This window comes from Mycobacterium sp. IDUB_37, assembly GCF_055419245.1.
In genome coordinates this window covers 412826-437535 of record NZ_JBVAXG010000004.1, presented here as the reverse complement: position 1 = coordinate 437535, position 24710 = coordinate 412826, and the positions used below count along the sequence as shown (strand labels likewise).

At 63.6% G+C, this 24710-nt stretch carries 20 protein-coding genes and 1 tRNA gene; 10 read left to right on the top strand and 11 right to left on the bottom strand.

Going from position 1 to position 24710, the window contains the following annotated elements:
- Positions 1-9: 9 nt before the first annotated feature.
- Entirely contained in the window at positions 10-843 is an 834-nt protein-coding gene (locus ACZY1I_RS16265) for a helix-turn-helix transcriptional regulator (protein WP_463755465.1), read from the bottom strand.
- Positions 844-943: 100 nt separating this feature from the next.
- Between ACZY1I_RS16265 and ACZY1I_RS16260 the strand changes: the two genes are divergently transcribed.
- Entirely contained in the window at positions 944-1930 is a 987-nt protein-coding gene (locus tag ACZY1I_RS16260) for an aldo/keto reductase (RefSeq protein ID WP_463755464.1), read from the top strand.
- 24 nt (positions 1931-1954) lie between these two features.
- Here ACZY1I_RS16260 and ACZY1I_RS16255 read toward each other — a convergent pair whose 3' ends face one another.
- Complete coding sequence (locus ACZY1I_RS16255) at positions 1955-2530, bottom strand: isomerase (protein WP_463755463.1); 576 nt, start codon at positions 2528-2530, stop codon at positions 1955-1957.
- Positions 2531-2778: 248 nt separating this feature from the next.
- On the opposite strand from ACZY1I_RS16255, the gene ACZY1I_RS16250 reads away from it, so the two are divergent.
- A tRNA-Cys gene (locus tag ACZY1I_RS16250) sits at positions 2779-2849 on the top strand.
- Positions 2850-2919: 70 nt separating this feature from the next.
- Here ACZY1I_RS16250 and ACZY1I_RS16245 read toward each other — a convergent pair.
- A complete protein-coding gene (locus ACZY1I_RS16245) occupies positions 2920-3750 on the bottom strand; it encodes an LLM class F420-dependent oxidoreductase (protein WP_463755745.1) in 831 nt (276 codons plus the stop codon).
- Positions 3751-3901: 151 nt separating this feature from the next.
- Here ACZY1I_RS16245 and ACZY1I_RS16240 point away from each other — a divergent pair, with 151 nt between their 5' ends.
- Positions 3902-4246 carry a UBP-type zinc finger domain-containing protein gene (locus tag ACZY1I_RS16240; RefSeq protein ID WP_463755462.1) on the top strand — a complete coding sequence of 115 codons (345 nt, stop codon included), beginning with the start codon at positions 3902-3904 and terminating at the stop codon, positions 4244-4246.
- Positions 4247-4259: 13 nt separating this feature from the next.
- Here the strand turns inward: ACZY1I_RS16240 and ACZY1I_RS16235 are convergent, their stop codons facing one another.
- Positions 4260-4820: a TetR/AcrR family transcriptional regulator gene (locus tag ACZY1I_RS16235; RefSeq protein ID WP_463755461.1), complete on the bottom strand. Its 561-nt coding sequence runs from the start codon at positions 4818-4820 to the stop codon at positions 4260-4262.
- Between the two features lie 115 nt (positions 4821-4935).
- Between ACZY1I_RS16235 and ACZY1I_RS16230 the strand changes: the two genes are divergently transcribed.
- The 5 genes from ACZY1I_RS16230 to ACZY1I_RS16210 all read left to right on the top strand — a co-directional run bounded on the left by ACZY1I_RS16230 (position 4936) and on the right by ACZY1I_RS16210 (position 8952).
- Entirely contained in the window at positions 4936-5775 is an 840-nt protein-coding gene (locus ACZY1I_RS16230) for an oxidoreductase (RefSeq protein ID WP_463755460.1), read from the top strand.
- Positions 5776-5790: 15 nt separating this feature from the next.
- Positions 5791-6228 carry a nitroreductase/quinone reductase family protein gene (locus ACZY1I_RS16225; protein WP_463755459.1) on the top strand — a complete coding sequence of 146 codons (438 nt, stop codon included), beginning with the start codon at positions 5791-5793 and terminating at the stop codon, positions 6226-6228.
- Positions 6229-6258: 30 nt separating this feature from the next.
- Positions 6259-7776 carry a hypothetical protein gene (locus ACZY1I_RS16220; RefSeq protein ID WP_463755458.1) on the top strand — a complete coding sequence of 506 codons (1518 nt, stop codon included), beginning with the start codon at positions 6259-6261 and terminating at the stop codon, positions 7774-7776.
- A 166-nt stretch (positions 7777-7942) separates the two neighbouring features.
- Positions 7943-8494, top strand: a complete 552-nt coding sequence (locus ACZY1I_RS16215; RefSeq protein WP_463755457.1) for a sigma-70 family RNA polymerase sigma factor — start codon at positions 7943-7945, stop codon at positions 8492-8494.
- Positions 8495-8664: 170 nt separating this feature from the next.
- The gene (locus ACZY1I_RS16210; RefSeq protein ID WP_463755456.1) at positions 8665-8952 is read left to right on the top strand and encodes a hypothetical protein; all 288 of its coding nucleotides are present in this window, start codon (positions 8665-8667) and stop codon (positions 8950-8952) included.
- A 25-nt stretch (positions 8953-8977) separates the two neighbouring features.
- Here the strand turns inward: ACZY1I_RS16210 and ACZY1I_RS16205 are convergent, their stop codons facing one another.
- On the bottom strand, positions 8978-10114 hold the full coding sequence (locus ACZY1I_RS16205; RefSeq protein WP_463755455.1) for a zinc-binding dehydrogenase: 1137 nt from the start codon (positions 10112-10114) through the stop codon (positions 8978-8980).
- Positions 10115-10258: 144 nt separating this feature from the next.
- Between ACZY1I_RS16205 and ACZY1I_RS16200 the strand changes: the two genes are divergently transcribed.
- A complete protein-coding gene (locus tag ACZY1I_RS16200) occupies positions 10259-18205 on the top strand; it encodes a BTAD domain-containing putative transcriptional regulator (protein WP_463755454.1) in 7947 nt (2648 codons plus the stop codon).
- Here the strand turns inward: ACZY1I_RS16200 and ACZY1I_RS16195 are convergent.
- Genes ACZY1I_RS16195 through ACZY1I_RS16175 form a run of 5 tightly spaced genes read right to left on the bottom strand, consistent with a single transcriptional unit; the run spans position 18196 to position 22714 of the window.
- Positions 18196-19389 (bottom strand): cytochrome P450, encoded by a 1194-nt coding sequence (locus tag ACZY1I_RS16195; protein ID WP_463755453.1) that lies wholly within the window; start codon positions 19387-19389, stop codon positions 18196-18198. The genes ACZY1I_RS16200 and ACZY1I_RS16195 overlap by 10 nt on opposite strands.
- A gap of 10 nt (positions 19390-19399) precedes the next feature.
- A complete protein-coding gene (locus ACZY1I_RS16190) occupies positions 19400-20281 on the bottom strand; it encodes a TIGR03619 family F420-dependent LLM class oxidoreductase (protein ID WP_463755452.1) in 882 nt (293 codons plus the stop codon).
- Positions 20278-21108, bottom strand: a complete 831-nt coding sequence (locus tag ACZY1I_RS16185; RefSeq protein WP_463755451.1) for a TauD/TfdA dioxygenase family protein — start codon at positions 21106-21108, stop codon at positions 20278-20280. The genes ACZY1I_RS16190 and ACZY1I_RS16185 overlap by 4 nt, the downstream gene beginning before the upstream one ends.
- Positions 21108-21431, bottom strand: coding sequence for a hypothetical protein (locus ACZY1I_RS16180; protein ID WP_463755450.1), 324 nt, complete (start codon positions 21429-21431; stop codon positions 21108-21110). Before ACZY1I_RS16180 ends, ACZY1I_RS16185 begins: the two co-directional genes overlap by 1 nt.
- Positions 21428-22714, bottom strand: coding sequence for an aromatic ring-hydroxylating oxygenase subunit alpha (locus ACZY1I_RS16175; RefSeq protein ID WP_463755449.1), 1287 nt, complete (start codon positions 22712-22714; stop codon positions 21428-21430). Before ACZY1I_RS16175 ends, ACZY1I_RS16180 begins: the two co-directional genes overlap by 4 nt.
- A 90-nt stretch (positions 22715-22804) precedes the next feature.
- Here ACZY1I_RS16175 and ACZY1I_RS16170 point away from each other — a divergent pair, with 90 nt between their 5' ends.
- Positions 22805-23755, top strand: a complete 951-nt coding sequence (locus ACZY1I_RS16170; RefSeq protein WP_463755448.1) for a LysR family transcriptional regulator — start codon at positions 22805-22807, stop codon at positions 23753-23755.
- On the opposite strand, the gene ACZY1I_RS16165 is transcribed toward ACZY1I_RS16170, so the two are convergent.
- The gene (locus ACZY1I_RS16165; RefSeq protein WP_463755447.1) at positions 23726-24682 is read right to left on the bottom strand and encodes a TIGR03564 family F420-dependent LLM class oxidoreductase; all 957 of its coding nucleotides are present in this window, start codon (positions 24680-24682) and stop codon (positions 23726-23728) included. The two genes, ACZY1I_RS16170 and ACZY1I_RS16165, sit on opposite strands and share 30 nt — an antisense overlap.
- Between the last annotated feature and the right edge of the window lie 28 nt (positions 24683-24710).

Below are 24710 nucleotides of genomic sequence, written 5' to 3'. Positions count from 1 at the left end.
CTGCCGCAGTCAGCCCACGACCTGGTCCCCCACGACTGCGAGCAGGCGCAGGCTCTCCATCGCTGAAGTCCCGGCGGGAGGCGTGAGAACCACCAACTGCTGACCTTCCGTCGTGGCCAGCACTTCGCAGTCCAATGTGATGGACCCGACTCTGGTCACGAATGTCTTGCGCTGCAGGCGACGGGCCGCCACCTCGTGGCGTGCCCACAACTCGGCGAATTCGCGGCTGTGTTGCAGCAGGCTTTCAACGAGTTCGCGCATGTCAGCGTCATTGCGGCGGCGGGCCCATGCCGCCCGCAGGTCAGCCACCATGGTCCGACTGTGCGCGGCATGCTCGTCCGCCGGAGCGGTATCGCGAGCCCGCGGATCGGTGAACCATTGCCAGCTGATGCTGGACTGCAAACCCGTATCGCCGGTGACGCGGTCGCCCATCAGTGCCTTGGCCAGCGGATTCTGCGCGAGCATGACGCCGGTGTCCGAACAGACGAAGGCTGCGGCATCGCGCATCTGGTCGAGCACGAACAGCAGCGCCGGCCGCACGTGATCGGAATGCCGGGCACGGTCCGGGACGGCATGGCCGGCCAGCCGGTACAGATGATCGGTCTCGTCGTCGGTGAGCCGCAAAGCCCGCGCCAGTGCCCGTAGCATCTGCGGTGACGGCTGGGGGCTCCGAGCCTGCTCCAACCTCCCGTAGTAGTCCACCGACATGCCCGTCAGCTGGGCCACTTCTTCGCGTCGCAGGCCCGCCGTGCGGCGGCGTGCGCCGACCGGCAGTCCCACATCCGCGGGCCTGATCGCCTCTCGACGCAGGCGCAGAAACTCGGCGAGCGCATCGCGATCCATCAGCCCATTGTCCCGCAAGCCCCGAACCCTAGGCAGGGACTGGCAATCCCTGGTTCAACACGTCGTTGTTGCCCTACCGGTTTCGACGAAAACTGGCTCCATGCAAACGAAAACACTTGGAACGTTGACCACATCGGCAGTCGGGCTGGGCTGCATGGGTATGTCAGGGGCGTACGGCGCATCCGACCGCGCCGAAAGCATCGCCACCGTGCACGCCGCACTCGACGCGGGCATCACCCTGCTGGATACCGGCGACTTTTATGGCATGGGCCACAACGAATTACTGCTCGCCCAGGCTCTGCGGTCGGTTCCCCGCGACAGCTATCAACTGAGCGTCAAGTTCGGCGGCCAGCTCGGGCCGGACGTTTCCTGGGTCGGCTTCGACGCCAGCCCGGCTGCGGTGAAATCGGCTGCCGCGTACTCGCTGCAGCGACTCGGAACCGACTACATCGACGTGTACCGGCCGGCCCGGCTGGATTCGACGGTGCCGATCGAAGACACCATCGGAGCGATCGGCGAACTCGTCGACGCGGGATACGTACGTCACATCGGGTTGTCTGAGGTGGGGTCGGACACGATCCGCCGCGCCGCCGCAGTACGGACGATCAGCGACTTGCAGATCGAGTACTCACTGGTGTCACGTGGCATCGAACGCGAAATCCTGAACACCTGCCGCGAATTGGGCATCGGAGTGACAGCCTATGGCGTGCTGTCTCGCGGACTGATCAGTGGGCACTGGACGAAATCCAGTGGTGGACATGGCGATTTCCGTTCGGCCAGTCCGCGTTTCGCGGGCGAAAACCTGGACCGCAACCTGGCGCTGGTCGAGATGCTGCGCGGAGTTGCCGAAGAGCTTGAGGTTACGACGGCACAGGCCGCAATCGCCTGGGTGGCCGCGCGTGGCGCCGACATCGTGCCGCTCATTGGCGCCCGCACCCGCAACCGCCTGGCCGAGGCACTCGGAGCGGTTGATGTCGCGCTGACCGACGAGCAATTGGCCCGGATAGCGACCGCCGTGCCGGCCGAACAAATTGCCGGTGATCGCTACCCCGAGGCGCAGATGGCAGCGCTCGACTCGGAGCGCTGAGCGTCCAGGGGCCTTGCTACGCCATCACGATCTCCGGGCACGACGCTGACGGCGAATCAACTTGACGAACTCGACGGTAGAGCGTCGGACCGACTCTAATTCCAGCGACAACACGAGTGTGTCCATCATCGCGAACGGCAATGTGGTGACTACCGCACCGCGTCCATACTCGATATGCCATGAGCCGGGATGGATGGTCAAACCCCTGGCTTCGCCCTTCTGGAGGCATGCGTGCTCGCCGGGAAGCAGCGTCATAGGTTGCGTGTCATCGGAATCGACGTCATACGAGTCGATCTGGCCGGCTATCAGGAATTTGTGAATCTGCACCCGCTTGTAACGCCCCGAAAAGCCCTGCGTCCCAGTGGGCGAGCCGAATACGACGATGTACTCACGTGGGCTGAAGTAGAGAAATCGGACCTTGCCGAGGATGCCGCCGGCTTTACTTCCCACCCACCGACCCGGCGCAGGCGTGATGAGGTCGGGGTATGCCTCGGCGAGCAGTTGGGTAGCTCGGGCAATGAGCTCGCCGTCCGCGAGTGGCAGGCCAGCGACTTGTCGGGCCACCCCGTGCAGAACGTCAGGGTCGATGCGGTACGCCATAGTCAGCCGAACTCTATGGGCAACCCGGTCAACTCGCTAGAGCGGCGCACCCCGCTTCGTTCAAGCGCGGTATGCCTGAGCAGTCATTACGCATTCCGAAATGCGCGAATAGCGCTGCATTGCAGCATCGTTCGCAACTCCGATAGCAAGCGAACCAGTCGCGGTTGGGCCCCGCGCGTTGCCCGAAATGTTCAGGACGAGGCAAACCCTGGGCCGCCGGGGTCAGTACTGGCACTGTAGGTGTCCACGCGGGTGTGGCTGAGTGGCTAGGCAGCGGCCTGCAAAGCCGTCCACACGGGTTCGAATCCCGTCACTCGCTCGGCGAGCAGACGCAAAATCGCACGGAAACGCAAGAAATTGTGCGAGTTTGCGTCTGCTCGCGCTTGAGGTCAAGCGCGGTACTGGGCGACCAGGTCGGCGTATTCGTCGAGCAGTCGAAGTGAGTCATCGTGCGGCTTGGTGGGTAACAGCAGCGACAGCCGGTCAAAACCCAACTCTTCGGCTGCACGCCAGTAGTCGAGGTCGGTGGGCGCGCCGAACATCGCCAGCGGGACTTCGTGGCTCGCGGCGTCGCGCAACTGGTCGACCCGTCGGGAGATGTGCTTGATCGGGAACGGGTTGGAAATCCAGCCTGCCTCGTGCCGGACCACCCGCTTCACTGTCGCATCCGAGTCGCCGCCGATGAAGATCGGCGGATGGGGTTGACGCACCGGCTTGGGCCGGCTGTACGACGGGGGAAAGTCCACGTACTTTCCGTGATACTCGGCGGGTTCGTCGGTCCAGAGGGCCTTGATCGCCTCGATGCGTTCGTCCAGCAGGGCACCGCGCTTCTTCGGGTCGGTGCCGTGGTTGCGCATTTCCTCGATATTCCAGCCGGCCCCTACCCCGAAGACGAAGCGGCCACCCGAAATCAGGTCGATGCTCGCGGCCTCCTTGGCCGTGACGATCGGGTCACGCTGAATAAGCAACGCGATCCCGGTGAATAGTTCGATCTTCGTGGTCACGGCCGCGGCCGCAGCCAGCGTGACGAAGGGGTCCAGAGTCTTGTAGTAGATGCTCGGGAGCTCACCGCCCAGCGGATATGGCGTGTCGCGGCTGGCCGGAATATGCGTGTGCTCGGCGATTACCAACGACTCGAACCCGCGCTCCTCGATCCCCCGCGCCAGCGAGACCGTGTCGATGCTGTCATCGTTGACGAACGTGGCAATGCCGAACTTCATCGTGCTACCCCTATCGGTGGACTTCTCGTCAGCGACAACGCTCACCGGAAGATTATTCCCAGGAAGGGCCAATCAGCTTCTGGCGGTTCACCGATTGCAACGGCATTGTTGTCCTCAAGACACGTTCATCGAAGAGGAAGGAACACTCGCGATGACTGCTGAGGTCGACCCGTCGATCCCGCCCAGTGGAGTCGGTTGTGCCGAATGTGATGCTGCCGGCGGTTGGTGGGTACACCTGCGGCGGTGTGCGGCCTGCGGCCACATCGGCTGCTGCGACGATTCACTGGCCCGCCATGCATCGGCCCACTGGCGTCAGACCGGTCACCCGATCATTCGATCGTTCGAGCCGGGCGAAGACTGGTTCTGGAATTACGAGACCGACGACTACTACCAAGGTCCTGACCTTGCCCCACCTGCGTGCCGTCCCCAGGACCAGACGGTCCCCGGTCCGCGGGGTCGAGTCCCGCGCAACTGGGCTGAGTTGCTGCGCGGATAACTCGAACGCACGGTCAAGGGGTGTGCTGTTCGATGAGCTGGTCGAGCATCCGCACGGTTCGGTCCAACGGATCGGTAGATCGTGCGGCCAAGCAGAGGATGACTGCGCCCTCGACCCCCGCAACGATGGTGGTGGCCAGCGATTGCGCCTCGTCGGTCCCGACGCCCTCGGCGCTCAGGCGCCCGGCAAGCATTTTCTGCCACTCGTCGAAGACTTCACCGGCTGCGTCCGCGGCCGAGGATGACTCGGTTCTCCCGAGCGCTGCCGCAACGATCGGGCATCCCGCGGCATAGTCGCTGGACCGCAATCCCTCTTTCCACGACTCTGCGAACGCTGCCAGCGACGTACGCCCAGTGCCGTCGGGTGCGAGATCGGCCAGTGTCGGATCCATCAATTTGCCCGCGGTCCGGGTGGCTTCGGTGATGAGCTCCGACTTTCCGCCCGGAAAGTTGACGTAGACCGACCGGCGCGCCGTGCCGCTGTGTTCCAGGAGTTCAGCCAGGCCGGTACCGGCAACCCCATTACGGCGCAGCAGTTCGATGGCACTTCCGATCAGACGCTCGCGCGCGGTCATCGAGAACTCCTTCCGGGTTCGCAGCCGAAGTCGAGGCCACCCGTTTGCAGTATACCGATTGGTCTACTAACGTCGGGTAGACCAATCGGTATAACTGAAGGAAGGGTCCTGCCCGATGACATCCTCACCCTCCGTAGCCCTGATCACCGGAATCTCTTCCGGCATCGGCGCAGCCATCGCAGCCAAACTGGTGGACGCAGGATTCCGCGTGTTTGGCACTTCGCGCTCACCTCAGAGCCTGACTCCGATCCCCGGCGTGGAGTTTCTGGCGCTGGACGTCACCGATGACAGCTCCGTCCATGCCGCAGTCTCGGAGGTCATCGACCGCACCGACCGCATCGACGTCCTCGTCAACAACGCCGGCCTGGGAATCCTGGGCGCCGCCGAAGAGAGTTCGGTCGAGCAGGCACGGGCGTTGTTCGACACCAACTTCTTTGGCGTCATTCGGCTCACCAATGCCGTGCTGCCGCACATGCGTTGTCGGGGTAGCGGGCGCGTCATCAACATCAGCTCCGTCCTCGGTTACCTTCCCGCGCCGTATGCGGCGCTGCACTCGGCGTCCAAGCATGCTGTGGAGGGTTACACCGAATCGTTGGACCACGAGCTCCGCGAGTACGGCGTGCGCGCACTACTCGTTGAACCCGGTTACACGCGAACAGATTTCGCCGGAAACATGTGGGACGCCGACACACCGCTGGCGATCTACGACGACAACCGCGCGAACGCAGGGGCGAACTTCATCGAAAAGATTCAGAGCGCCGAACTGCCCCACGTCGTCGCTGATGCCACCTACGCAGCGGCCACCGACAAGCGAATTAAATTACGTTACCCGGCAGGCCGCCAAGCGCGGCAACTGACATTGCTGAAGCGCATCGCACCACCGGCCTTGCTGGACAACGCCGTCCGCAGAGAAGGCCGGCTGAACAAGCCCCTGAAACTTGCTCAACACCACTGAGGCACGGAGATCGCCATGACGAACACAAGCAATGACCGGGTACTGCGAAAGTTCCGGCGGGAGCGAGCATTAGGACGTTACCTGCTCAACCCGATGGTGAAGGGGATGAGCAAACTGGGGCTGCGAACCGCGCTGGCCACCGAACTCGAGACCACAGGGCGCAAGACGGGCCAGTCGCGCCGCGTACCGGTGTCAGCTCAATTCGACGACAGCGGCGCCTGGATCATCAGCCAGCACGGTACCCGCTCCGGTTGGGGCCGCAATATCGTCGACAACCCGAATATCCGCTTGCGCCAGGGGAATCGGTGGCGCACCGGCGTCGCGACATTGCGACCGGATGACGACGTCGTCGCGCGCGGTCGCCAGTTCGGGCGGTTGGGCGCCTCCGTGGTCAAAGCACTGGAAACAACGCCGGTGTCGGTCCGGATCGACTTCACCGACTTGCCGCGCTAATTCCGGGCGCGCGGGTGCCAGAATCAACGGATGCCCGACTGGACGTACCACCCCCTGGGTCCGATCGCGTCGGCACTCGTGGGCGAGCGTTGTAGTCAGCGGCTGGCGTTGCGACTGCTGGCCGTGTTGGTCACGAAGCTGGGCGGCCACCGCTGGATCCCCGTGGTTTTCGATCATCCCGCGGTACCGCCGCAGTGGCGTGGACGGTTCGGCGCAACTGTGCCTGTCTCTGTCGCGCGAGATGCGATCGCGACGCTGCCGGTGCAGGGTGCCAGCATCATCGAGGTCAAGCCGGTGCACCGACAAGACGTCGCACTACTGCGTTCGGCGACTGCCGATCGACGGTGTGTGGTGGTCGCGGTTGCAGAACCTCCCGAGGTCGCCGATGGTGTTGCGCCGTATGTCGACACGCTTGCCGCCGAGGCCGGCACTGATGTGGTGCGCCTGACAGACCCCGACATCGGCATCGCGCTGGCCGCCCTGGCGGACCCACACAAGACTGTGCTAGCCACACCCGAAGTCCTCATCGCGGCGGGGCCGGGCTGGTTCAACCGGGTGATCGAAGCAGCTACGCCGACGTCCCCGCCGCCGAGACTGAGCGATGTGCCACGGAATCCGCGTCGTTGGCCGGGCTGGCTGTGGGGCGTGCTGGCCGGTCTCGGACTGATCGTCGCGGGCCTCGGCGCGGCCATGATCACGCTCGGCCCGGTGTTGCTGTGGTACGACCGCGAGTATCTCGCGATGTCGGTGCACGATCTGCACGGCATCAATCACCACTTGGTCGGCTTTCTTCAGCATGACCGGATCACGATGGCGGGCAACATGATCGGGATCGGGACACTGTACGTGGGCCTGGCATGGGGCGGAATCAGACAGGGGCGCGGCTGGGCGCGCAACGCACTACTCATATCGGCGACAGTCACATTCGGCACCTACTTCTACTTCCTCGTCACCGGTTTCTTCGAGCCCTTGCACACCCTCGTCGTGGTCACTCTGGCTCCGCTGATCGTGTTCGCGGTGTGGCGCAAGCCCGTATCCGCGCGCTGGCGGGTAGTGCCGGAGGGCCCGGAGAATCAACGCCGCCGCGCGTTGTGGGGACAACTGTTGATGATCGGCATCGGAGGCGGATTAACCGTTGCCGGAGCCGTCATTTCGACGGTAGGGCTGACGACCGTGTTCGTTCCCACCGACCTGGGATTCCTGGGCACCAGAGCGGCCGCGCTCGACGCCGCGCAAGCGCGGTTGCTGCCCTTCATCGCCCACGATCGGGCCGGATTCGGCGGTGCGCTGGTGGGCGCCGGGCTCGCGGTCTTGCTGATCAGCCTGTGGGGTTGGCGGCGTGGCGAACGTTGGGTCTGGTGGTCACTGCTGATCGGGTGTGCCGCGGGAACCGCTCCCGCACTGGTGATTCACCTCGTCATCGGCTATACCACGTTCGAACATCTACTCCCGCTGTACGTCATTGTGATCGTAACGGCGCTGGCTCTGGCGCTGTCTCACTCGTACCTCACCGCAGGCATGGAGTCGACAAATAGGCGACGAGCCTGAACGGCCGCCCTGAGCTGCGCACAGACACCGTCTGGTGGGCGGTGTAGCGTTAGTAACGCTGGAAACACAGCCAGTCCGGGGACGAGGTCCGCTGCTTAGGCCGCCAGCCTCGCCGAGCGGTCGCTCGCGCCGAACACTACGTGATGACTCGCATCCCCGGGATCACATGAACGCCGCTCAAAATGCCCACGCCTGGACCCTCACTGACCTGATGTTCGGTGTCGCCGAGGGCGACATCGACGCATTCGCCACTCTGTATGACCGCACGAGTGCTCAGGTCTACGGCGTCGCGCTATCGGTGCTGCGCGATGCGCAACTCGCCGAGCAGACGACGCACGAGGTCTACCTGGAAGTCTGGGAGACCGCCCAGCATTTCGTTCCCGGGCAGGACTCCCCGCTGGCGTGGTTGACGACGCTGACACATTGCCGCTCGGTAGATCGCGTTCGTTTCGAGCGGGCCCACAGCGAGCGCCCAACCCGCTGCCACGTCGAAGCAGTCGACCCAGCACTGCTTGAGGTGTTCGATCAGGCCACGTGTCGACCGGTGCACCAGGGCGTCGCAACGCTCACCGATCGGCAGCGCGACGCAATAATCCTGGCCTACTACGGTGGACTCACCTGCCGTCAGGTGGCCGATCACCTCGGTGTCGCCGTCTCAACTATCACTTCACGGATCCGGGCCGGCCTGCGTCAGCTCAGAACGACTGCTAGCCGTTAATGCGGTTGGCGGCAAAGGCAATTCGGGCGACGAGTCGCATCGGGTCCGACTTGTCCACGTCGTGGACTCTCGACAAGAACGTCTAATAGTAACAATCGCGAAACATCACCGTATCGCAGCAAACCGAAACTTGGGTGCCGGAAGACCCGCTAACCACCCAGGAGTAGGCGATGTTCGAAGACGTGTCGGTAACCGCCAAGTCGCGGCCTCAGCGTGCCCGCCGTCGGACGCGGTTGATCTGGGTTTTCGCCGTATGCGCCGGAGTGACAGTCACTTTCGGGGCCGGCGTGCCGACTTCGGTTACCGCAACGCCGGAAGACCCGTGCCTCTACAACCAATCCTGCGGCGAAGAAAACCACATCGCCATCGAGGAAATGCAAGGCGACCAACTCGCGGCCGAATGCGACATCCTGCGGGTGAACAACGATCCGATACCGCCGGTGTGTATCGGGATTTGAGCGTCCGCGCGGTCAGTTACACCGACTAATTGGGAGTCACCAGGAACTTCTCCCCCGTCGCCTTCTTGACGTACTCGTTGAACGCATCGGGTTGGAGCATGCCGGCCAGTGAGACATCTCGGGTGTACTTGCTCGCGAACGTCGTGGTCAACTCCGCGGCTACCCGCGCCCGCAGTCGACCGAAGGTTTCGCCCCCGGCGCTCTGCAGAAACGGAGTGAGCAGCCACCCGCCGATGCCCCACGCCATTCCGAAGTTCCTTTTCAGCACCGTCGGGCTGGTGTCGAGTGCGCCGTAGATGTACACCTGCTTGTGGACGCTCGACCCGTAGCGCGAATACTGCGCCGCTGTCGCGTTGGCAGCCTGCTCCATACCGTTGAGGATCTGGCTCACCAGCGTTCCGCCCCCGGTGGCGTCGAATGCCAGCGTCGCCGACGTTGCTTTGAGGGCTTCGACGAGATCCCCTGCAAACGACGGCGATGTCGAGTTGAGGACATGGGTGGCACCGAGGGACCTCAGCAGTTCCTCTTGCTCGGGCTTGCGGACAACATTGACCAGCGGGATCCCATCGGCCTGGCAGAGCTTGACCAGCATCTGGCCCAGATTGGACGCGGCGGCTGTGTGCACAAGGCCGGAATGTCCTTCGCGGCGCATGGTTTCGGTCATTCCGAGTGCCGTCATCGGATTGACGAAGGACGACGCCCCGTCCCGTGCGCTGGCACCCTCGGGCAGGACCAGACAGGCGATTGCGTCGACCGCCCGATACTGCGAGTACATCGCGCCGCCCGCTATCGCGACTGTTTTGCCGATGAGCGCTTGCGCGGTTTCCGACGACCCCGCGGCCACCACGGTGCCTGCGCCTTCATTGCCGACCGGTAGCGACTCGTCGAGTCGCGACGAAAGTGCTCCCAGGGTGGCCTCTGCCACCGGGGCAGTAACGACGGGACGGTCGGACGTACCCGATACCGTCGCGGCGGCCATATCCGCGCTCGCGACCAAGAGGCCAAGATCCGACGGGTTGATGGGCGAGGCTTCCACCCGCACCAAGACTTGATTGGCTTCCAGGGTGGGCACCGGAACTTCTTGCAGAGAGAGTTCGAGGGTGCCGGTCGATGTCACCAGCGAACGCAGCTCCAGTGCGCTTTCAGGCAAATCGTGGGTCATGGTTGGTGCCTCGCTCTAGTGTCGGACGGATGCTCCGACCCTAAGACTCGACGCTGACGAAATGCAGGCGGGCACCTTTACTCGACCTTTACCGCTCGTTGAATCGTCTTACGGACGATGGTCGACGTGAGTACGCTTCCATCCGTGGAACTGGGGGTTCTGGGACCTCTCCAGGTCCGGCAGGACGGTGTGCCGGTCCCGATCCCGGGTGCCAAACCCCGCGCCATCCTCACCATGCTCGGGTTGCACTCCGGATCAGTATTGTCGGCGGACGCACTCGCCACGCTGCTGTGGGGCGAGAATCCGCCGCGCACCGCCGCCAAGGCGCTGCAAACCCACATCTCTGCTCTCCGTCGCACCCTCGGCGACGGCATCGTGTTGACCGAGGGCGGCGGCTGGACCCTGGCCGGGGCGGAAGTCGACGCCTCGCGCTACAGGCTTTCCGCCAAGATGGGCCGTGACGCTGCCGCAGCGGGTGATTCGAGCCAGGCGGTGGTCCGCTTCGACGAGGCGCTGACCCGCTGGCGCGGCGTTCCCGAACTACCCGATTCGCAGCGGGGAGTATCCGAGAAGACGCGCTGGATCGAAGGACACGCTGCGCTGGTGGAGGATCGGGCCGACGCGCTGCTCGCCACGGGGCGCGCCGCCGAGATCGTCGGCGAGCTCGAATCCGCAGTGGCCGAAGCACCACTGCGCGAGCGGCGATGGTGCCAACTGATGCTCGCCCTCTACCGCGCCGGCAGGCAGGGCGAAGCCCTAGGCGCTTATCAACGAGCCCGGTCACTGTTGGCTGACGAGCTTGGTGTCGATCCCGGCCCCGACCTCCGCCGACTCGAAACGGCGATCGTCTCGCAAGACACTGCACTCGATACCCCTGTAGTACAACAGCTTTCATCGGTGACACGCACAGTCACCTTCCTGCTCACCGACATCGAAGGCTCGACCGCCGCGTGGGAATCAGACGCCGGCGCCATGGCGGTCGCCCTCGCTCGGCATGACGAACTCGCCGAACAGGTTGTCACCTCACGTGGCGGGCGGCTGATCAAGACGCGCGGTGAGGGCGACGCCACGTTTTCAGTCTTCGAACGGCCGTCGGCAGCGGCCGCTGCTGCCGTCGAGCTGCAAGACGCAATAACGCACGAACCGTGGGCGCTGCTGCAGCCCATGCGTATTCGCATTGCTCTGCATACCGGCGAGGTGGAGTTTCGCGACGGCGACTATTTCGGCCGGGCCGTCAACCGCGCCGCGCGCCTGCGATCACTGGCCGAGGGCGGCCAGATTCTATGCTCGGGCGCGACAGCCGAACTCGTCGTCGACTCACTACGCGACGACGCCATGCTCGTTGATCTGGGGACACGCCAGTTGCGCAACCTGGCGCGTCCCGAGCACGTCTTCGAACTCCGCCGCCAGACCGACGACGACGCGTCTGCGGCACCGCCCATCGATGAGCCCCTGGATCGTCCCGGCCTCGCGACGGTGCTGACCGGTCCCGGGCCGTTCGTCGGGCGCGGCCACGAGCTAGCGCGGTTGATGTCCGCGTGGCAAACCGCGGTGACCAGTGGCACGCACGCCGTACTGATCGCCGGCGAACCCGGCGTGGGCAAGACGCGCCTGGCCGGCGAATGGTGCCGACAGGTCTACGAGCAAGGCGCAGTCGTCCTCTACGGCCGCTGCGACGAAGACCTCGGAGCGCCTTACCAGCCGTTCGCGGAAGCGCTTCGCGCACTGGCGCCGTGCCTCGGCGCCGCTCGGCTTCGGGGGCTTCGGGGCGTCGAGGCACTGCTTGCGCTTGTTCCCGGGCTGGCCGATCTGCTGCCTGACCTGGCTGCGCCGACCCGAGCGGACCCGGACACGGAGCGCTATGCGCTCTTCGACGCCATCGTGGCGCTATTCGGCGTCGCCTCTACGCACGCGCCGGTCGTCCTGATACTCGACGACCTGCACTGGGCAGCGAAGTCCACCCTGCTGTTGATGCGCCACCTGCTGCGCTTCGGCGAGCATGCCCGCGTCCAGATCGTGGGTACTTACCGCAATACGGATCTCGACCGTTCCCATCCCCTGGCGGCAACGCTGGCAGATCTGCACCGTGACGGCAGCGCCAACCGTCTGCAGCTCAGCGGGCTCGATGAGCATGACGTCACCACCTTCGTCACCGAAGCCGGGTACGACGACGAAGAGCTGGCCCGGGCGTTGGCTTCCGTCACCGGGGGCAACCCGTTCTTCCTCATCGAGGCCCTGCGTCACGTCGACGAGAGTGGCGGGCGCTGGGACCCGAATACGTTGCCGCAGGGTGTCCGTGAAGCGGTGAGCCGCCGGCTTTCGCGGCTGACGGCGGAGACGAACAAGGCCCTCTCCGCGGCCGCGGTAGTCGGTAGCCGCTTCGCGCTGGACCTCGTCGAGCGAGTGGTCGACCAAGACCTCGTCGACGCGTTCGACGAGGCGTGCAAGGCCGGCGTTGTGGTCGAGGAGCCTGGCGGCCGATACCGGTTCAACCACGCACTCGTTCGGCAATCGCTGCTGGCCGAAATGCCATCGGTGCGGCGGATGCGGTTACACCAGCGGATCGCGACGACCTTGGAGAGCGGGCCCGGCGGCGTCGGCGAGCTGATCGCCGAATTGGCCTACCACTACTACGAATGCGCCTGGGCAGGCAATGCGGTCAAGGCGGCAGATTACTGCCACCGTGCGGCGGATCAGGCAATGGCGCGACTCGCTTACGAAAGCGCGGCCGACCTCTACGATCGCGCCCTGCAGGCACTCGAGGGGATCGACGACGAGCTGCCCGACCGGGACCAGCAGGCAGCCGAACTGTTGGTCGCGCGTTGCGAAGCTCTCCTGGCCGCAGGCGACGTGGCGTCAGCGGTCCGCGCAGTCTCCCAATTGCAAGAAACGACAGTTGATTCCACCCGACTGGCCGCCTGGGCGACGTGCTTCGACGGCCAATTATCGATGCTGACCCACCCCGAGCGCTTGGACGAGATCGAGGCCGCGGTGAGCGCGGCTGCCGTGAAACTGGCGGAATTCCAGGACGCGGCCGGAGAAGCCAAGGCACACACCGTCCGCGCCGGATGCCTGGCCCGACTCGGACGAATCGGCGACTGCGAAATCGCATTGGACGCCGCCCTCTCGGCGGCGCGGCGCGGTCGCGAGCACCGCCAGGTAAACGCCGTACTCGCAGGTGCGCCAATCGCGGCGCTGTGGGGTCCCAATCCAGTTCCGCGGGCGGGCGGACGGTGCCTGGACGTGGTGCGGTTGCTCAGGATCACCACGGATTCGCCTGCGGTCGAAGCGACTTCGACCCGTTGCCAAGCCGTGCTTGAGGCGTTTCGCGGCCGCGCCCCCGCAGCGCGACGGATGATCGACACGGCGCGACGCACAGTGACCGAAGTCGGCTTGCGTCATGCAAAACTCGAGATCGAGCTTTTTGCCGGAATCGTCGAGTTGGTCGCCGATGATCCCGGTGCAGCGGAGGCACATCTGCGACAGGCCTACAACGGATTCCGCCGCATGGGCCTCGACGCCGACACCGCCGAGGCCGCCGCCCTGCTGGGCCGGACCTGCCTGGCACTCGACCGGGCCGCCGAAGCCGATGAATTATGCAGGGAGAGCCAACTTCTCGCTGGTCACGCACTCAAGGCGTCGATCGCCTGGCGAGCACTGCGGGCACAGCTGCTTTCACGTGGCAATGATCATGCCGAAGCTCGACGGGTCGCCGAAGCGGCCGTCAGCTTGGCCGAGCGCACCGACGCGTTGGTCGATCACGGCGACGCATGTCTTGCGCTTGCCGGGGTGTTGGAGTCTTCGGGCACCGCTGGCGATGCCGCGGGCGCGAGAGCCGCCGCCGAGCGAGCGGTAGGGCTGTATGAGCGCAAAGGTGCTGTGGCACTTGCGGAAAAGGCACGCCGTCTGCTCGGCGAGCGTGTCCCGACAGTTGCACCAGTTCCCGCGCAGGCGCCTCCGCCGGTCGAGTTTGACAATGCGTGCGGGCGAACGGTTGACCGGTTGGCCGTCGCCTGTAACGCCGAGGCCTGGGACGACGTCGAGCGACTGTATTCGACCACCTTCACCATCGAAAGCCGACGAAAGATAGTCGGTTTCACGCGCGACCCGTCTTCGGGCGGATGGCCACAGGAACTGAAGCGCATTTCGAGCGAGCTGGGTCCGATTCAGTACCGGCACCGCACTGTCGCCGTACGCGGCGAGCGTCTGGCTCTGGTGCGGGTGGAAGTGACATCCGCGGACGTCAGCCCCGGGGCGCCGCGCGAGGAGATGCTGCACGTAATCACGCTCGACGAGGCAGGCCTCATAGCCTGCGCGGTGTGGTTCGACATTGACGACATGGATGCCGCTGTCGCCGAACTCGTTTCCGCGCACGAACTACTCGAGAGGGCCAATTCTGATCCACGCCAACCGGAAAATCTGGCCAGCCGAGTAATCGAACACAACCACTCGCATTTCCTTACCGGTGACTGGGATGCAATCGCCGAGACGATTGCCGTCGAGTTTTCCCATGAGGATCGGCGGCGTGTAGTGAACGCCGGGATCCGTTATGGTCGGGAAAACGCGGTCGAAGATCTGCGCGCCAACGCCAACCTCGGCGTTAGGCGAGCCACGTCGGCCGTCATCGCGACGCGCGGCGACCGCCTCGTCCTTCGCCGCACTCGCTACTCGGCCAGCTCGCAAGGCGAGCCATTCTTCAATGATGTGCTCAACGTGGTCGAAATCGACGCAGACGAGCGATTTGTGGCGCTTGTCAGTTTCGATGTCGAGGACTTCGACGCGGCCCTCGCGGAACTCGACGCGCGCTACCTGGCCGGCGAGGCGGCGGAGCATGCGCACACCTGGGAAGTAATCATCGGAACCTACGCGGCAGTCAACCGGCGCGAGCTTCCCGCGTTGACCCCTGACTGCGTGACCGAAGACCATCGCCGGTTGGCGGCATTTCCGCCCGGCGAACTGACGGCATACATTCATGCTGCATGGGACCTGAACCAAGACCGGCGGCGATATGTGGAGGTTGTCCACCGCCTGAGCGATCTCGGCGCGGTCTGCACCTATGCGGCACAGGGTGTTTCGCCCGACGGCTTCGACGCCGAGTGGCAAGAGATTGCCGTCACGACGGTCCAAGGCGACATGGTGAACCGTTGCGAAATGTACAACGTGGAAGACCTCGACGCTGCCTTGGCGAAGTTCGAGGAACTACACCCACGCACGCGGCGACTGGAAAACACGGCAAGCCAGGTCGTCCGACGCCTGTGCGGCTACTTTGCGGCCCGCGATTGGGCCTCGATCGCTGAGTTGGTCGCCGAAAACGTCTGCGCCGACGATCGCCGTAGAACCGCGAACGCCGAACTGCGACACGGAAGAGCCGCAGAGGTCGAAGATTTGCGGGCGGCCGCGGCCGTTGGCTTCGCGAACTTGATACCAACCGTCATCGCGAACCGTGGCCAGCGCCTGATGCTTTCGTGTACTCAAGTCCTGGGCCACGACCCTGAGGCGATTCGAATCGACCTCCTCCACCTCGTCGAAATCGACGCCGACGAACGGATCGTCGGTATCGTCGTGTTCGAGCTGGACGACGTCGACGCCGCCCTCCAGGAGTTGGATCGCCGCTACGTCGCCGGTGAGGCGGCACCGTACGCGCAGACAATGCAGTGCGCTATGGACATCCTGGCCGAAGTCAACCGGCACGAAACTGGTCCAGTGACCGGTGAACTCGCATTCACTGACCATCGTCGAGTTCCTTTCGCATCAGGAGATTTCGGGCGTGCGGTCGCGGAGCTGTGGCAGCTCGTGCCAACTGCCCGCTACCGCGTGACAACTGTGCATGCACTCGACGTCCACGGGACAGTCGCGGACCTCGTCATCGAAGGCAAAGACGGACACGGGAATGAATTGCAGTGGGCTCGAACAATTCTGCTCGACCCGAGCGAGTCGTGGATGGAGGTTTACGACGACGGCGACATCGACACCGCACTGGAGAGGTTCGAACAACTCCGCAGGCCGGCACTTCGACTGCAGAACACGGCAACTGAGCAATATGACCGGTTTCTGACATACTTCTCGGCAGGTGACTGGGACGCCTTCTCCGAGTCGATGTCTGTCGACATCTACCGAGACGACCGCAGACAGGCCGTGAGCGCAGAGGCTACTTGGGGTCGACGCGCGGCGATGGTCGAAGCGCGAGGCGTCGCCGATATCGGCTCCGAGAAGACGGCATTCACCATCGTCGCAAGCCGCGGGGACCGCCTCGCTCTCGTCCGTAGTCGCTTCTCCGGCCGAGACCAGCGGCCCGAGGCTTTTCACACCGAGTTCCTCTGCGTCATCGAGGTCGACGGCGACGGGTTGCTAGCACGCCATGTGATGTTCGACCCCGATGGTGCCGCGGCCGGCCTCGAGGAACTTGAGCGCCTTTATCTCGCGGGCGAAGCGTCCTCACATTCGCACGTCTGGTCGACCATTCTCCGGGGATATGAATCGCTGAATCGAGGCGAAATCCCGCCCACTGTCGGCGATTTTGTCGATATCGACCACCGGCACGTTGCAGGGCTGGGGAACGGCGATCTGAAGGCATACCTGCGCGCGGCCCTGAGCGAGACATCGCACAACCCCATCTACGTTGAGGCTGTTCATCGGCTGACCGACCTCGGCGCGGTCGTCACTCATGTCGCGAGTGGGACTTCACACGACGGCTTCGACGCTGAGTGGCGCATAACCGACATCTTTATGGTCGACGGCGATCTGCTCAGCCGCTGTGAGATGTTCGACGAAGCACACCTGGACGACGCACTAGCACGCTTCGAGGAACTGCACCCCAAAGCGCAGCGGTTGGAAAACGCGGCAAGCCGAATGGCTCAACGCTTCCGGGCATCTCTGCAGTCCCGCGACTGGAATGCGATGACCGAGATGATGACCGAGGACGTATCCAACGAAGATCGCCGGCGGGTCGTGAACGCCGGAATCCTGCGCGGCAGGGACGCCGCCATCGCCGATCTGCGGGCGTCCGTCGGCGTCATCGGCATCACGTACACGTTGTCCGTAGCCATCGCGACCCGTGGTGAGCGTCTTGTCCTCATTCGGGCTCATCTGGGCAATGACGAGCGACCCGGCGACGTCCAATTCGACGTCCTACAGATATACGAGCTCGACGCCGCCGGGCGGATTGCCGGGGTCGTCACGTACGACCGCGAAGATCTCGACGCCGCCTTCAAGGAGCTGGACACTCGATATCTCGCCGACGAAGCGGCCGCCCATTCCCACGTCTGGTCGGCAATCGCGGAGTCCTACGACGCGATCAACCGAGCAACTATCCCTGAGGCGAAACAGGATTGGGTGCTGGTAGACCACAGGCTGCGCGCGACAATCGAGGCCGGCGATCTGACGGCGTACCTTCGCGAGAATTGGCGGCTCACACCTGAGTTCCGAACCCGCATCGAGGTCGTGCACCGACTCACCGACCTAGGGGCAATCGTCACACAGGCGTCCCACGGGACGTCTCAACACGGCATGGACGCCGAATGGCGGGACCTGGCGATCGTTACTGTCAACGGGGGTCGAGTCGACCGCTGCGAGCTTTTCAATGAGTCTGAGATGGACGCCGCTGTCGCCGGTTTCGAGGAACTGAGTTCACAGTCGCGCAGACCACAGAACGCGGCAAGCCAAGCGTCGATCGTCGAGAATGCTGCGACGCAGGCCTGGGTCCGCGCTGCCGATATGTTCAATCACCGCCACCTGGACGATTTCATTGCTCTCGCCGATGCGGACGGCACCTACGAGGACCGCCGAAAAGGCCTGCTTAACTCGCTAAAAGGTCAAGCACGATGGCAGGTGGCGCACGCCCTGTTCGAAACCCTACCCAGCAACTGGAAGTTAGAAGTGCAGCCGATTGCCACCAGGGGTTCCCGCCTCTCGCTGATCCGCGAGTGCTATCGCAACATCGATGACGCGGACGGGCAGGTCTCCATTGAAGTGTGCCGAGTCACGGAAGTGGACGACAGCGGCCTCATACATGACACGGTGACGTTCGATCCCGAGGACCTTGACGACGCGTTCGCCGAACTCGACGCACGGTGGAGCACGTCTCAAACGTGAGCCGGCATGCTGTCCCAGCCACGCACCGCTGACGAGGACGAAAAGACCGCGGCGTCCAGGTCGACTTCCCAGTCGGGAAAGCGGTTCATGATCTCGTCCAATGCGATTCGGCCCTCGATACGTGCCAGTGCATTGCCGAGGCAGTAGTGCGCACCGATACCGAACGTCAGATGCTGGCGCGGCGCACGCGTCACATCGAATGATTCGGCGTTCTCGCCGAACCGCGCTTCATCGCGGTTGGCGGCCCCGATCAAAGTGAGGATCGAACTGCCCTCGGGCACGGTGGTACCGTGCAACTCGATGTCACGAGTGACGTACCGGGCCGCCTGCAGCGCGGGTGGCTCAAAGCGCAGGATCTCCTCGATGGCGCCGGGCAGCAGTGATCGGTCATCGACCAATAGCCGTCGCTGGTCAGGGTTTTCGGACAACAGCTTCCCGGACCAACCGATCAACCGCGTGGTGGTCTCTGAACCGGCGACAGCAACGACTTTCATGAACATCAGCAGTTCATCGCGGTGCAGCTTTCGGGTGGTGCCCTTCTCATCGGTAAATTCGGCGTTCAGCAACTCGGTCGTCAAATCGTCGGCGGGATGTGTTGCGCGCCAATCGATGAAGTCGGCAAAGATCTCTCCGTCGGCGAGCTTGGCGTGATTGTCGGTCATTCGGCCGCCTCGCTCGGTGCGGACGAACTTCTCGCCGTCCTCCTGCACTCGGCGCTGATAGTCCTCCGGGATGCCGAACAGCATGCCCACCACCCGCAGCGGCATGATTGCACCGAGATCCTTCACGAAGTCCACCCGGTCTCCGCCGATCAGTGGGTCCAGGCAGCGCTGGGTGAATTCGCGGATCTTGGGCTCAAGGGCATTGATCTTGCGCGGCGTAAACGCGCGGGACAGCAAGCTGCGATGGATGTCGTGTATCGGTGGGTCCTCGAAAATCAGTAGACCCGGCGGTATTTCGATGTCTGCCTTGATGATCTCCAGCACGACGCCGCGCGCAGAACTGAAGGTCTGGTGGTCCACCAGTGCGCGGTTGACGTCGTCGAAGCGGCTCAGTGCATAGAAGTCGTGTTCGGGGTTGTAGTACAGCGGCGCATTCTCGCGTATGCGCCGAAACATCGGATAGGGATCGGCGTTGAGGGCGGCGTCCCACGGGTCGTAGTACACCTCAGTCACTTGGGTCATAGCGTCGGCTCTACTCCTGTCTGACGACGTCGGCGCCGAAAACCTCGCGCTGTAGTTCGGTCAAGGCGTGCAGTTGCTCGAGGTAGTGCGCCAGGGAGGTGTGGACGAAGCGGGCGGACAGGGTTGTCGTGCCACCAGTCGCCAGCGCCTGCAGCGTTTCTCGCGTTGAGTCCGGCTTTCCGACCGGATCGAGGGGCTGATCGGCAGGCATGACCACCTCGAAACCGGGCGGCAGGTCGAACGCGCGCAGCCACTCCGCGGCGGTTTCGATCGATACGTAGAACGGACACCATCCGTCGCCGAGCGCGACCGCCCTGCGCAACGACCGCTTCGTGCGGCCGCCGACCCAGATCGGCAGATGCGGCTGTAGCGCACACGGATCGACGGTGAGCCCACCGAACGAATAGAACTCCCCCTCGTAAGCCGGCTCACGGCTTGGCAGCGCAGCACGCAGCGCCCTCAGAGCGTCATCACCGCGAGGTCCGCGGTCCTCGAAAGATGCTCCGAGAAGGTCGAACTCCTCTTTGAGTGAGCCGACGCCGACACCGAGGATGAGCCGCCCGTTGCTGACGTGATCGAGCGTGCCGTAACGCTTCACGATCGCCAGTGGGTGGTGATATCCCAACACCAACGTCATGGTGGCCAACCGAATTCGCTTGGTGCGCGCGGACACGAAGCCGAACGTAGCAAGTGGGTCCCAGTACCGGGCCCCACGGCGGTTCGTTTCGGTTGACGGCAGGCCGATGTGCTCGCTGCACGTCATGTGGTGGTAGCCGAGCTGATCCGCGACTTCGGCGACGCGGCCGATCTCCTCCACTCCGGCGTCCTGCTCCCACTCCAATGGCGCTCCACCGACATTGGTGACGACCGGAGTGGCGATACCGAGCTTCATTGCAGCGGTTCTTCGCCCGCCAGGATGGTTCGGTGCATCAGACGGCCGCTGTCGACCGAATACGGCAACACTCGGTGCATGGTGCCGGTGTTGTCCCAGATGAGCAGATCACCGGACTGCCACTCATGCTGGTAGACGTACTTCGGTGCAGTGGCCCAATCTCGAAGGCGGGCAAGCAGAGCGCGGCTTTCTTCCACCGGTAACCCGACGACATAGTCGGATGTCGCGCCAAGCAACAGCGACTTGCGGCCGGATTGATGCGTCCACACGATCGGACAAGACTTGGTGGCCGATTTCTGCCAGAACGTCACCTCTTCGTAGCTCATCTCCGGGGTGACGTAGTACTGCGAGCGCTCCGCGCTGTGCACTACGCGCAAGTCCGCTATCGCCTGCTTCTCCGACTCTGGCAAGTCCTCGTAAGCCGCGTAGGTATTGCAGAATTCGGTCTGACCGCCCGTATCGGAGAGCTTGACCGCCCGCAGCAGTGTGGCCAGGTTCGGCAACGGTTGTAAGGAACCGTCGAAGTGCCAAAACATCGAGCCTCGAAGGTATTTCGCGCGCTGGTTCACCTTCTCGTCGAGCGAGATCTTGTTGATGCCTCCTTGGCCCTCGTTGGCGACCAGGGTACCCAGGGTTCTGGCGATGGCGACCTGTTCTTCATCGCTGATATCCAGCCCGCGGAAGTACAGCACACCCCGCTGCTCGAGAACCTCGCGGATCGTGGCAGCTTCGCGGCCGCTCAGCAGCGTGTCGAGGTCGGTCCTGATCTCACTGCCGATACTGGGCGTGAGGTTGACGATTTCCAGTTGCGCCGAGCTGAATCCCATCAACTGACCCTCGTGAGAATGGTGTTGGCCGAATGCTTCACCCGCGGTTGCTTCCATAACTCGACTGCCAACGAGACGGTGATCAGCGAGTAGAGCAGGTTGCGCAGGTTTGCGACGTCGTCGGGCAGCGGTTCGGAATAATCGAACTTGTCGATGTAGGCGACGGCTTCCTCGGCGTGCGGAAACACCTCGTCGTAGAACGCCCGGATCTCTTCCATGGTGCTGTTGACCCGTTTGACGTAACGCTGGTGGCCGTCCTCGATTGCCCACTGCGGCACCAAGTGCTCGAGAGACGAAAACCCCTTCGGCAGAATCGGATTCATCGTTGACCTGCTTTGGCTTTTTCGCCGGCCTCGACGTAGTCGCCGACGACCTTATGCAGATGACGAAGCAGGATTTCTTCGTCGTTCATCGTGAAGTTCTTCAGGACACCGCTATTGAGCATCGACTGCAGTCCCTCCGAAGGACTCGCATCTTCGAGAATGATGTCGTTGAGATAGGTCACGGTGAGCTCTTGGCCGAGCCGCTCCTTATGCGTCTTCGGCGGCTGATAGAACATCTCGGCTTCGAATCGGTGCGAGTGCGGGCCGGTGGGCCAGTGCGCGTGGGTGCTGAACCCGGACGACCCGAAGATGATGACGAAATTCGGGAAGAACTGGAACGAATCGAAGCCGTACTTCTCGGAGCGGGTCGGATTGATGCCGGTCGGCATGGGACCCCTATCGACTTTCTTGTTCCAGGGTCCCGCGGCGCCTGCCTCCATCACACACTCGATCGGCTTGGAGTACGGGGTCTTTCGCGATGGCTCTCCGGAGAACGAAAACATCCGGTGCGGGCCGCTCAGTTGGTAGGCCAGTGCGTCGGTGAACGGATTCGGCTTGTCCAGTGCATCTCTGGCCTCGGCGGTGACGCTGCCGAACGAGGTGGCGTGCAAGTACGGCCCGTGATAGCTCTCCGCGAATCCGTCGACGAAGATCTTCCAGTTGCACTGCAACTCGGCGGAGAACTTGAAGACCTGATGCGGGCCCTCGAACGGATAGCCCTCGATGCCTTCAGCCAGCTCCCCGAGAAACGAACGCAGCGACTCGGTGTTGTGGGGGTTGACGTTGATGAAGATGAAGCCTTCCCACACTTCGCACTGCACCGACGGCACCTGGCAGCTTTCGGCGTCGAAGTCCAGCAACAGATCCTTACGTGTGGGTGAGTGCAGCGAGCCGTCCAGCTTGTAGCGCCAGCCGTGGAATCGGCAATACAGCAAGGGTGCGCGGCCAGACACCTCTTGGAATGGATCGTCTTCCCACAGCATCTTGTTGCCGCGGTGCGGGCAGATGTTGTGAAAAGCGCGGATCACCTGGTCTTTCCCGCGCACGATGATGATCGAGGTATTCAGCACCTTCAGCTCGCGGGTGAAGTAGCTGCCAGAGCGCGGAACTCGTTCGACCCGCCCGACGTAGAGCCAGGTCTTCTTGAAGACATGCTCGCGTTCTTTTTCGTAGAATTCTTCGGATACGCAGTCTTCGAGCGAGACCGGCCCGCGGCCGAGTTCGGGATACGCGTCGGTCCAACGTCCGCTTGCGGGTTTGGTCACCAGGCTGTTGTGACTCATGAGGCCCTCCTGCGCCGACGTTAACAGCTGCGGAAATGATCAAAACAGCCGCAAAAACGCAACACCCTGTTGCATAGTTGGAACAAGCCCATGGAACAGAAGCCGTCCTTCGACCTCGATGCCTTGCTCATATTCGGCAAGGTCGTTGAAAGCCGCAGCCTGTCGAAGGCGGCCGCGTTGCTGGGCCTACCGAAATCCACGGTCAGCCGCAAACTGACCAAACTGGAATCCGACCTCGGCATCAAGCTGCTGCGCAAGAACACCCATCAGCTCACCGTCACCGATCTCGGCGAGAAGGTGTACCACCACGCCGTGAACATCCTGTCCGAGGCCAACGGCGTGCGCGCCCTGGTCGAGAGCAGCAAGCAGGAACCGCAGGGCGAATTGCGGGTTGCGATACCGGTATTCGTCGGCATCGATTATGCATCCCGGGTGGGGGCCACGTTTCTGCAGCGATATCCCCAGTCGCGCTTGGACATCCGATTGGTCGACAACATGGTCGACCCGATCAAAGACGGCTTCGACGTCGTCTTCGGCCCGGGACCACTGCAGGATTCCACGCTTATCGCGCGAAAAGTCTTTGATCTGAAGCTGTTTCTGTGCGCGTCACCGGATTTCGTGAGTCGACTGACGGCGCCCATCACGGTGCCGACCCAGTTGAATGACCTGCCCTTCATCGACTTCGGGTTCGGTGGTCCGCGCAAACTCACGGTGAGCCGGTACAAGCGACGATACGAGTTGTCACCTCCGGTACGTGCCCGCGCCAATAACTTTCAGGTGTGCAAGCAGTACATCTTGCAGGGCCTCGGGATCGGAGCCATGCCGACTCAGATCATCTGCACCACGGAACTGCGCGACGGCAGCATCGTGCCGATCCTGCCCGGCTGGAACCTGGATCCGCTGGCCGTCCACATGATCTATCCCTTCGAGCTCTCCTTCTCTACCTTGATCAGTGCCTTCTACGACACGGCCTGTCAGATCATCGTGGAAAACATCGCCCGCAGCAAGGATTTAGAGCTCGGGGCAGATCGAGGCGAGTAACTCCTGGGTCCGCAGTCGCGACGCCGTGCGCGCCGCCGCATCGTCGCCCAGCGGCACAATTCGTGTCGCGAGATCTGTCACGCCGGCGTCGCGATAGCGACGCAACCGCGCGAGCACTGCGGATTCGTCGCCGACGGCCATGGTGTCGCCGACATCCTGCGCGTCGCCTTGTTCCAGCAGGCGGACGTAGTTCGGCGAGAAATCCGCGTGACCCAGAATGTCGCTGGCATAAGCCCGAGCGTCGTCCACCTGGCTGCTGGCGCAGAGCGCGACCGGCACACCGGCGACAATCCGCGGCGCATCCCGACCGACAGCAGTCGCCGCCGCATTGATGCGCGGGGCGACGTGATCGCCGATCGCACGTTCGTCCGCCATCCACAGGATGGTGCCGCCTGCCCGCTCACCGGCAATGCGCAGCATCGTAGGTCCAAGTGCGGCAAGCAGAATCGTCGTCCCGGCCGTGTCGGCAACGTCGATAGACCCATTGACCCGGTAGGTCGCATTCTCGACCTGAACTGCGCCGGGCCCCGCAAATGCCGCCGCCAACACGTCGAGATAGTCGCGCACCAGATGGGCGGGCTTGTCGTAGGCAAGCCCCAATTGATCGCGGATTATCCAGTGATGCGATGGGCCCAACCCGAGGGTGAATCGGCCACCGCACGCGGCGTCCGTCGTCAATGCCTGTTGCGCCATGATCAGTGGGTGCCGGGTCTGGATCGGCACCACCGCCGTCCCGAGTTCGATACGTTGCGTCACTTGGCCGATCAGCGCCACCGCGGTCATCGCATCGAGGTAGCCGGGGACCTGCGGCATCCAGAACGACGAAAATCCCGCACTCTCCGCGGCGGCGGCGTCGGCCAGCAAGCCGGGCAGACGGTCGGTGCGGGAACGCTCCTTGTCCGAACCGACCATCATTCCGATGCGCATGTGAATGCTCTCCCAACCTCGGGGATTT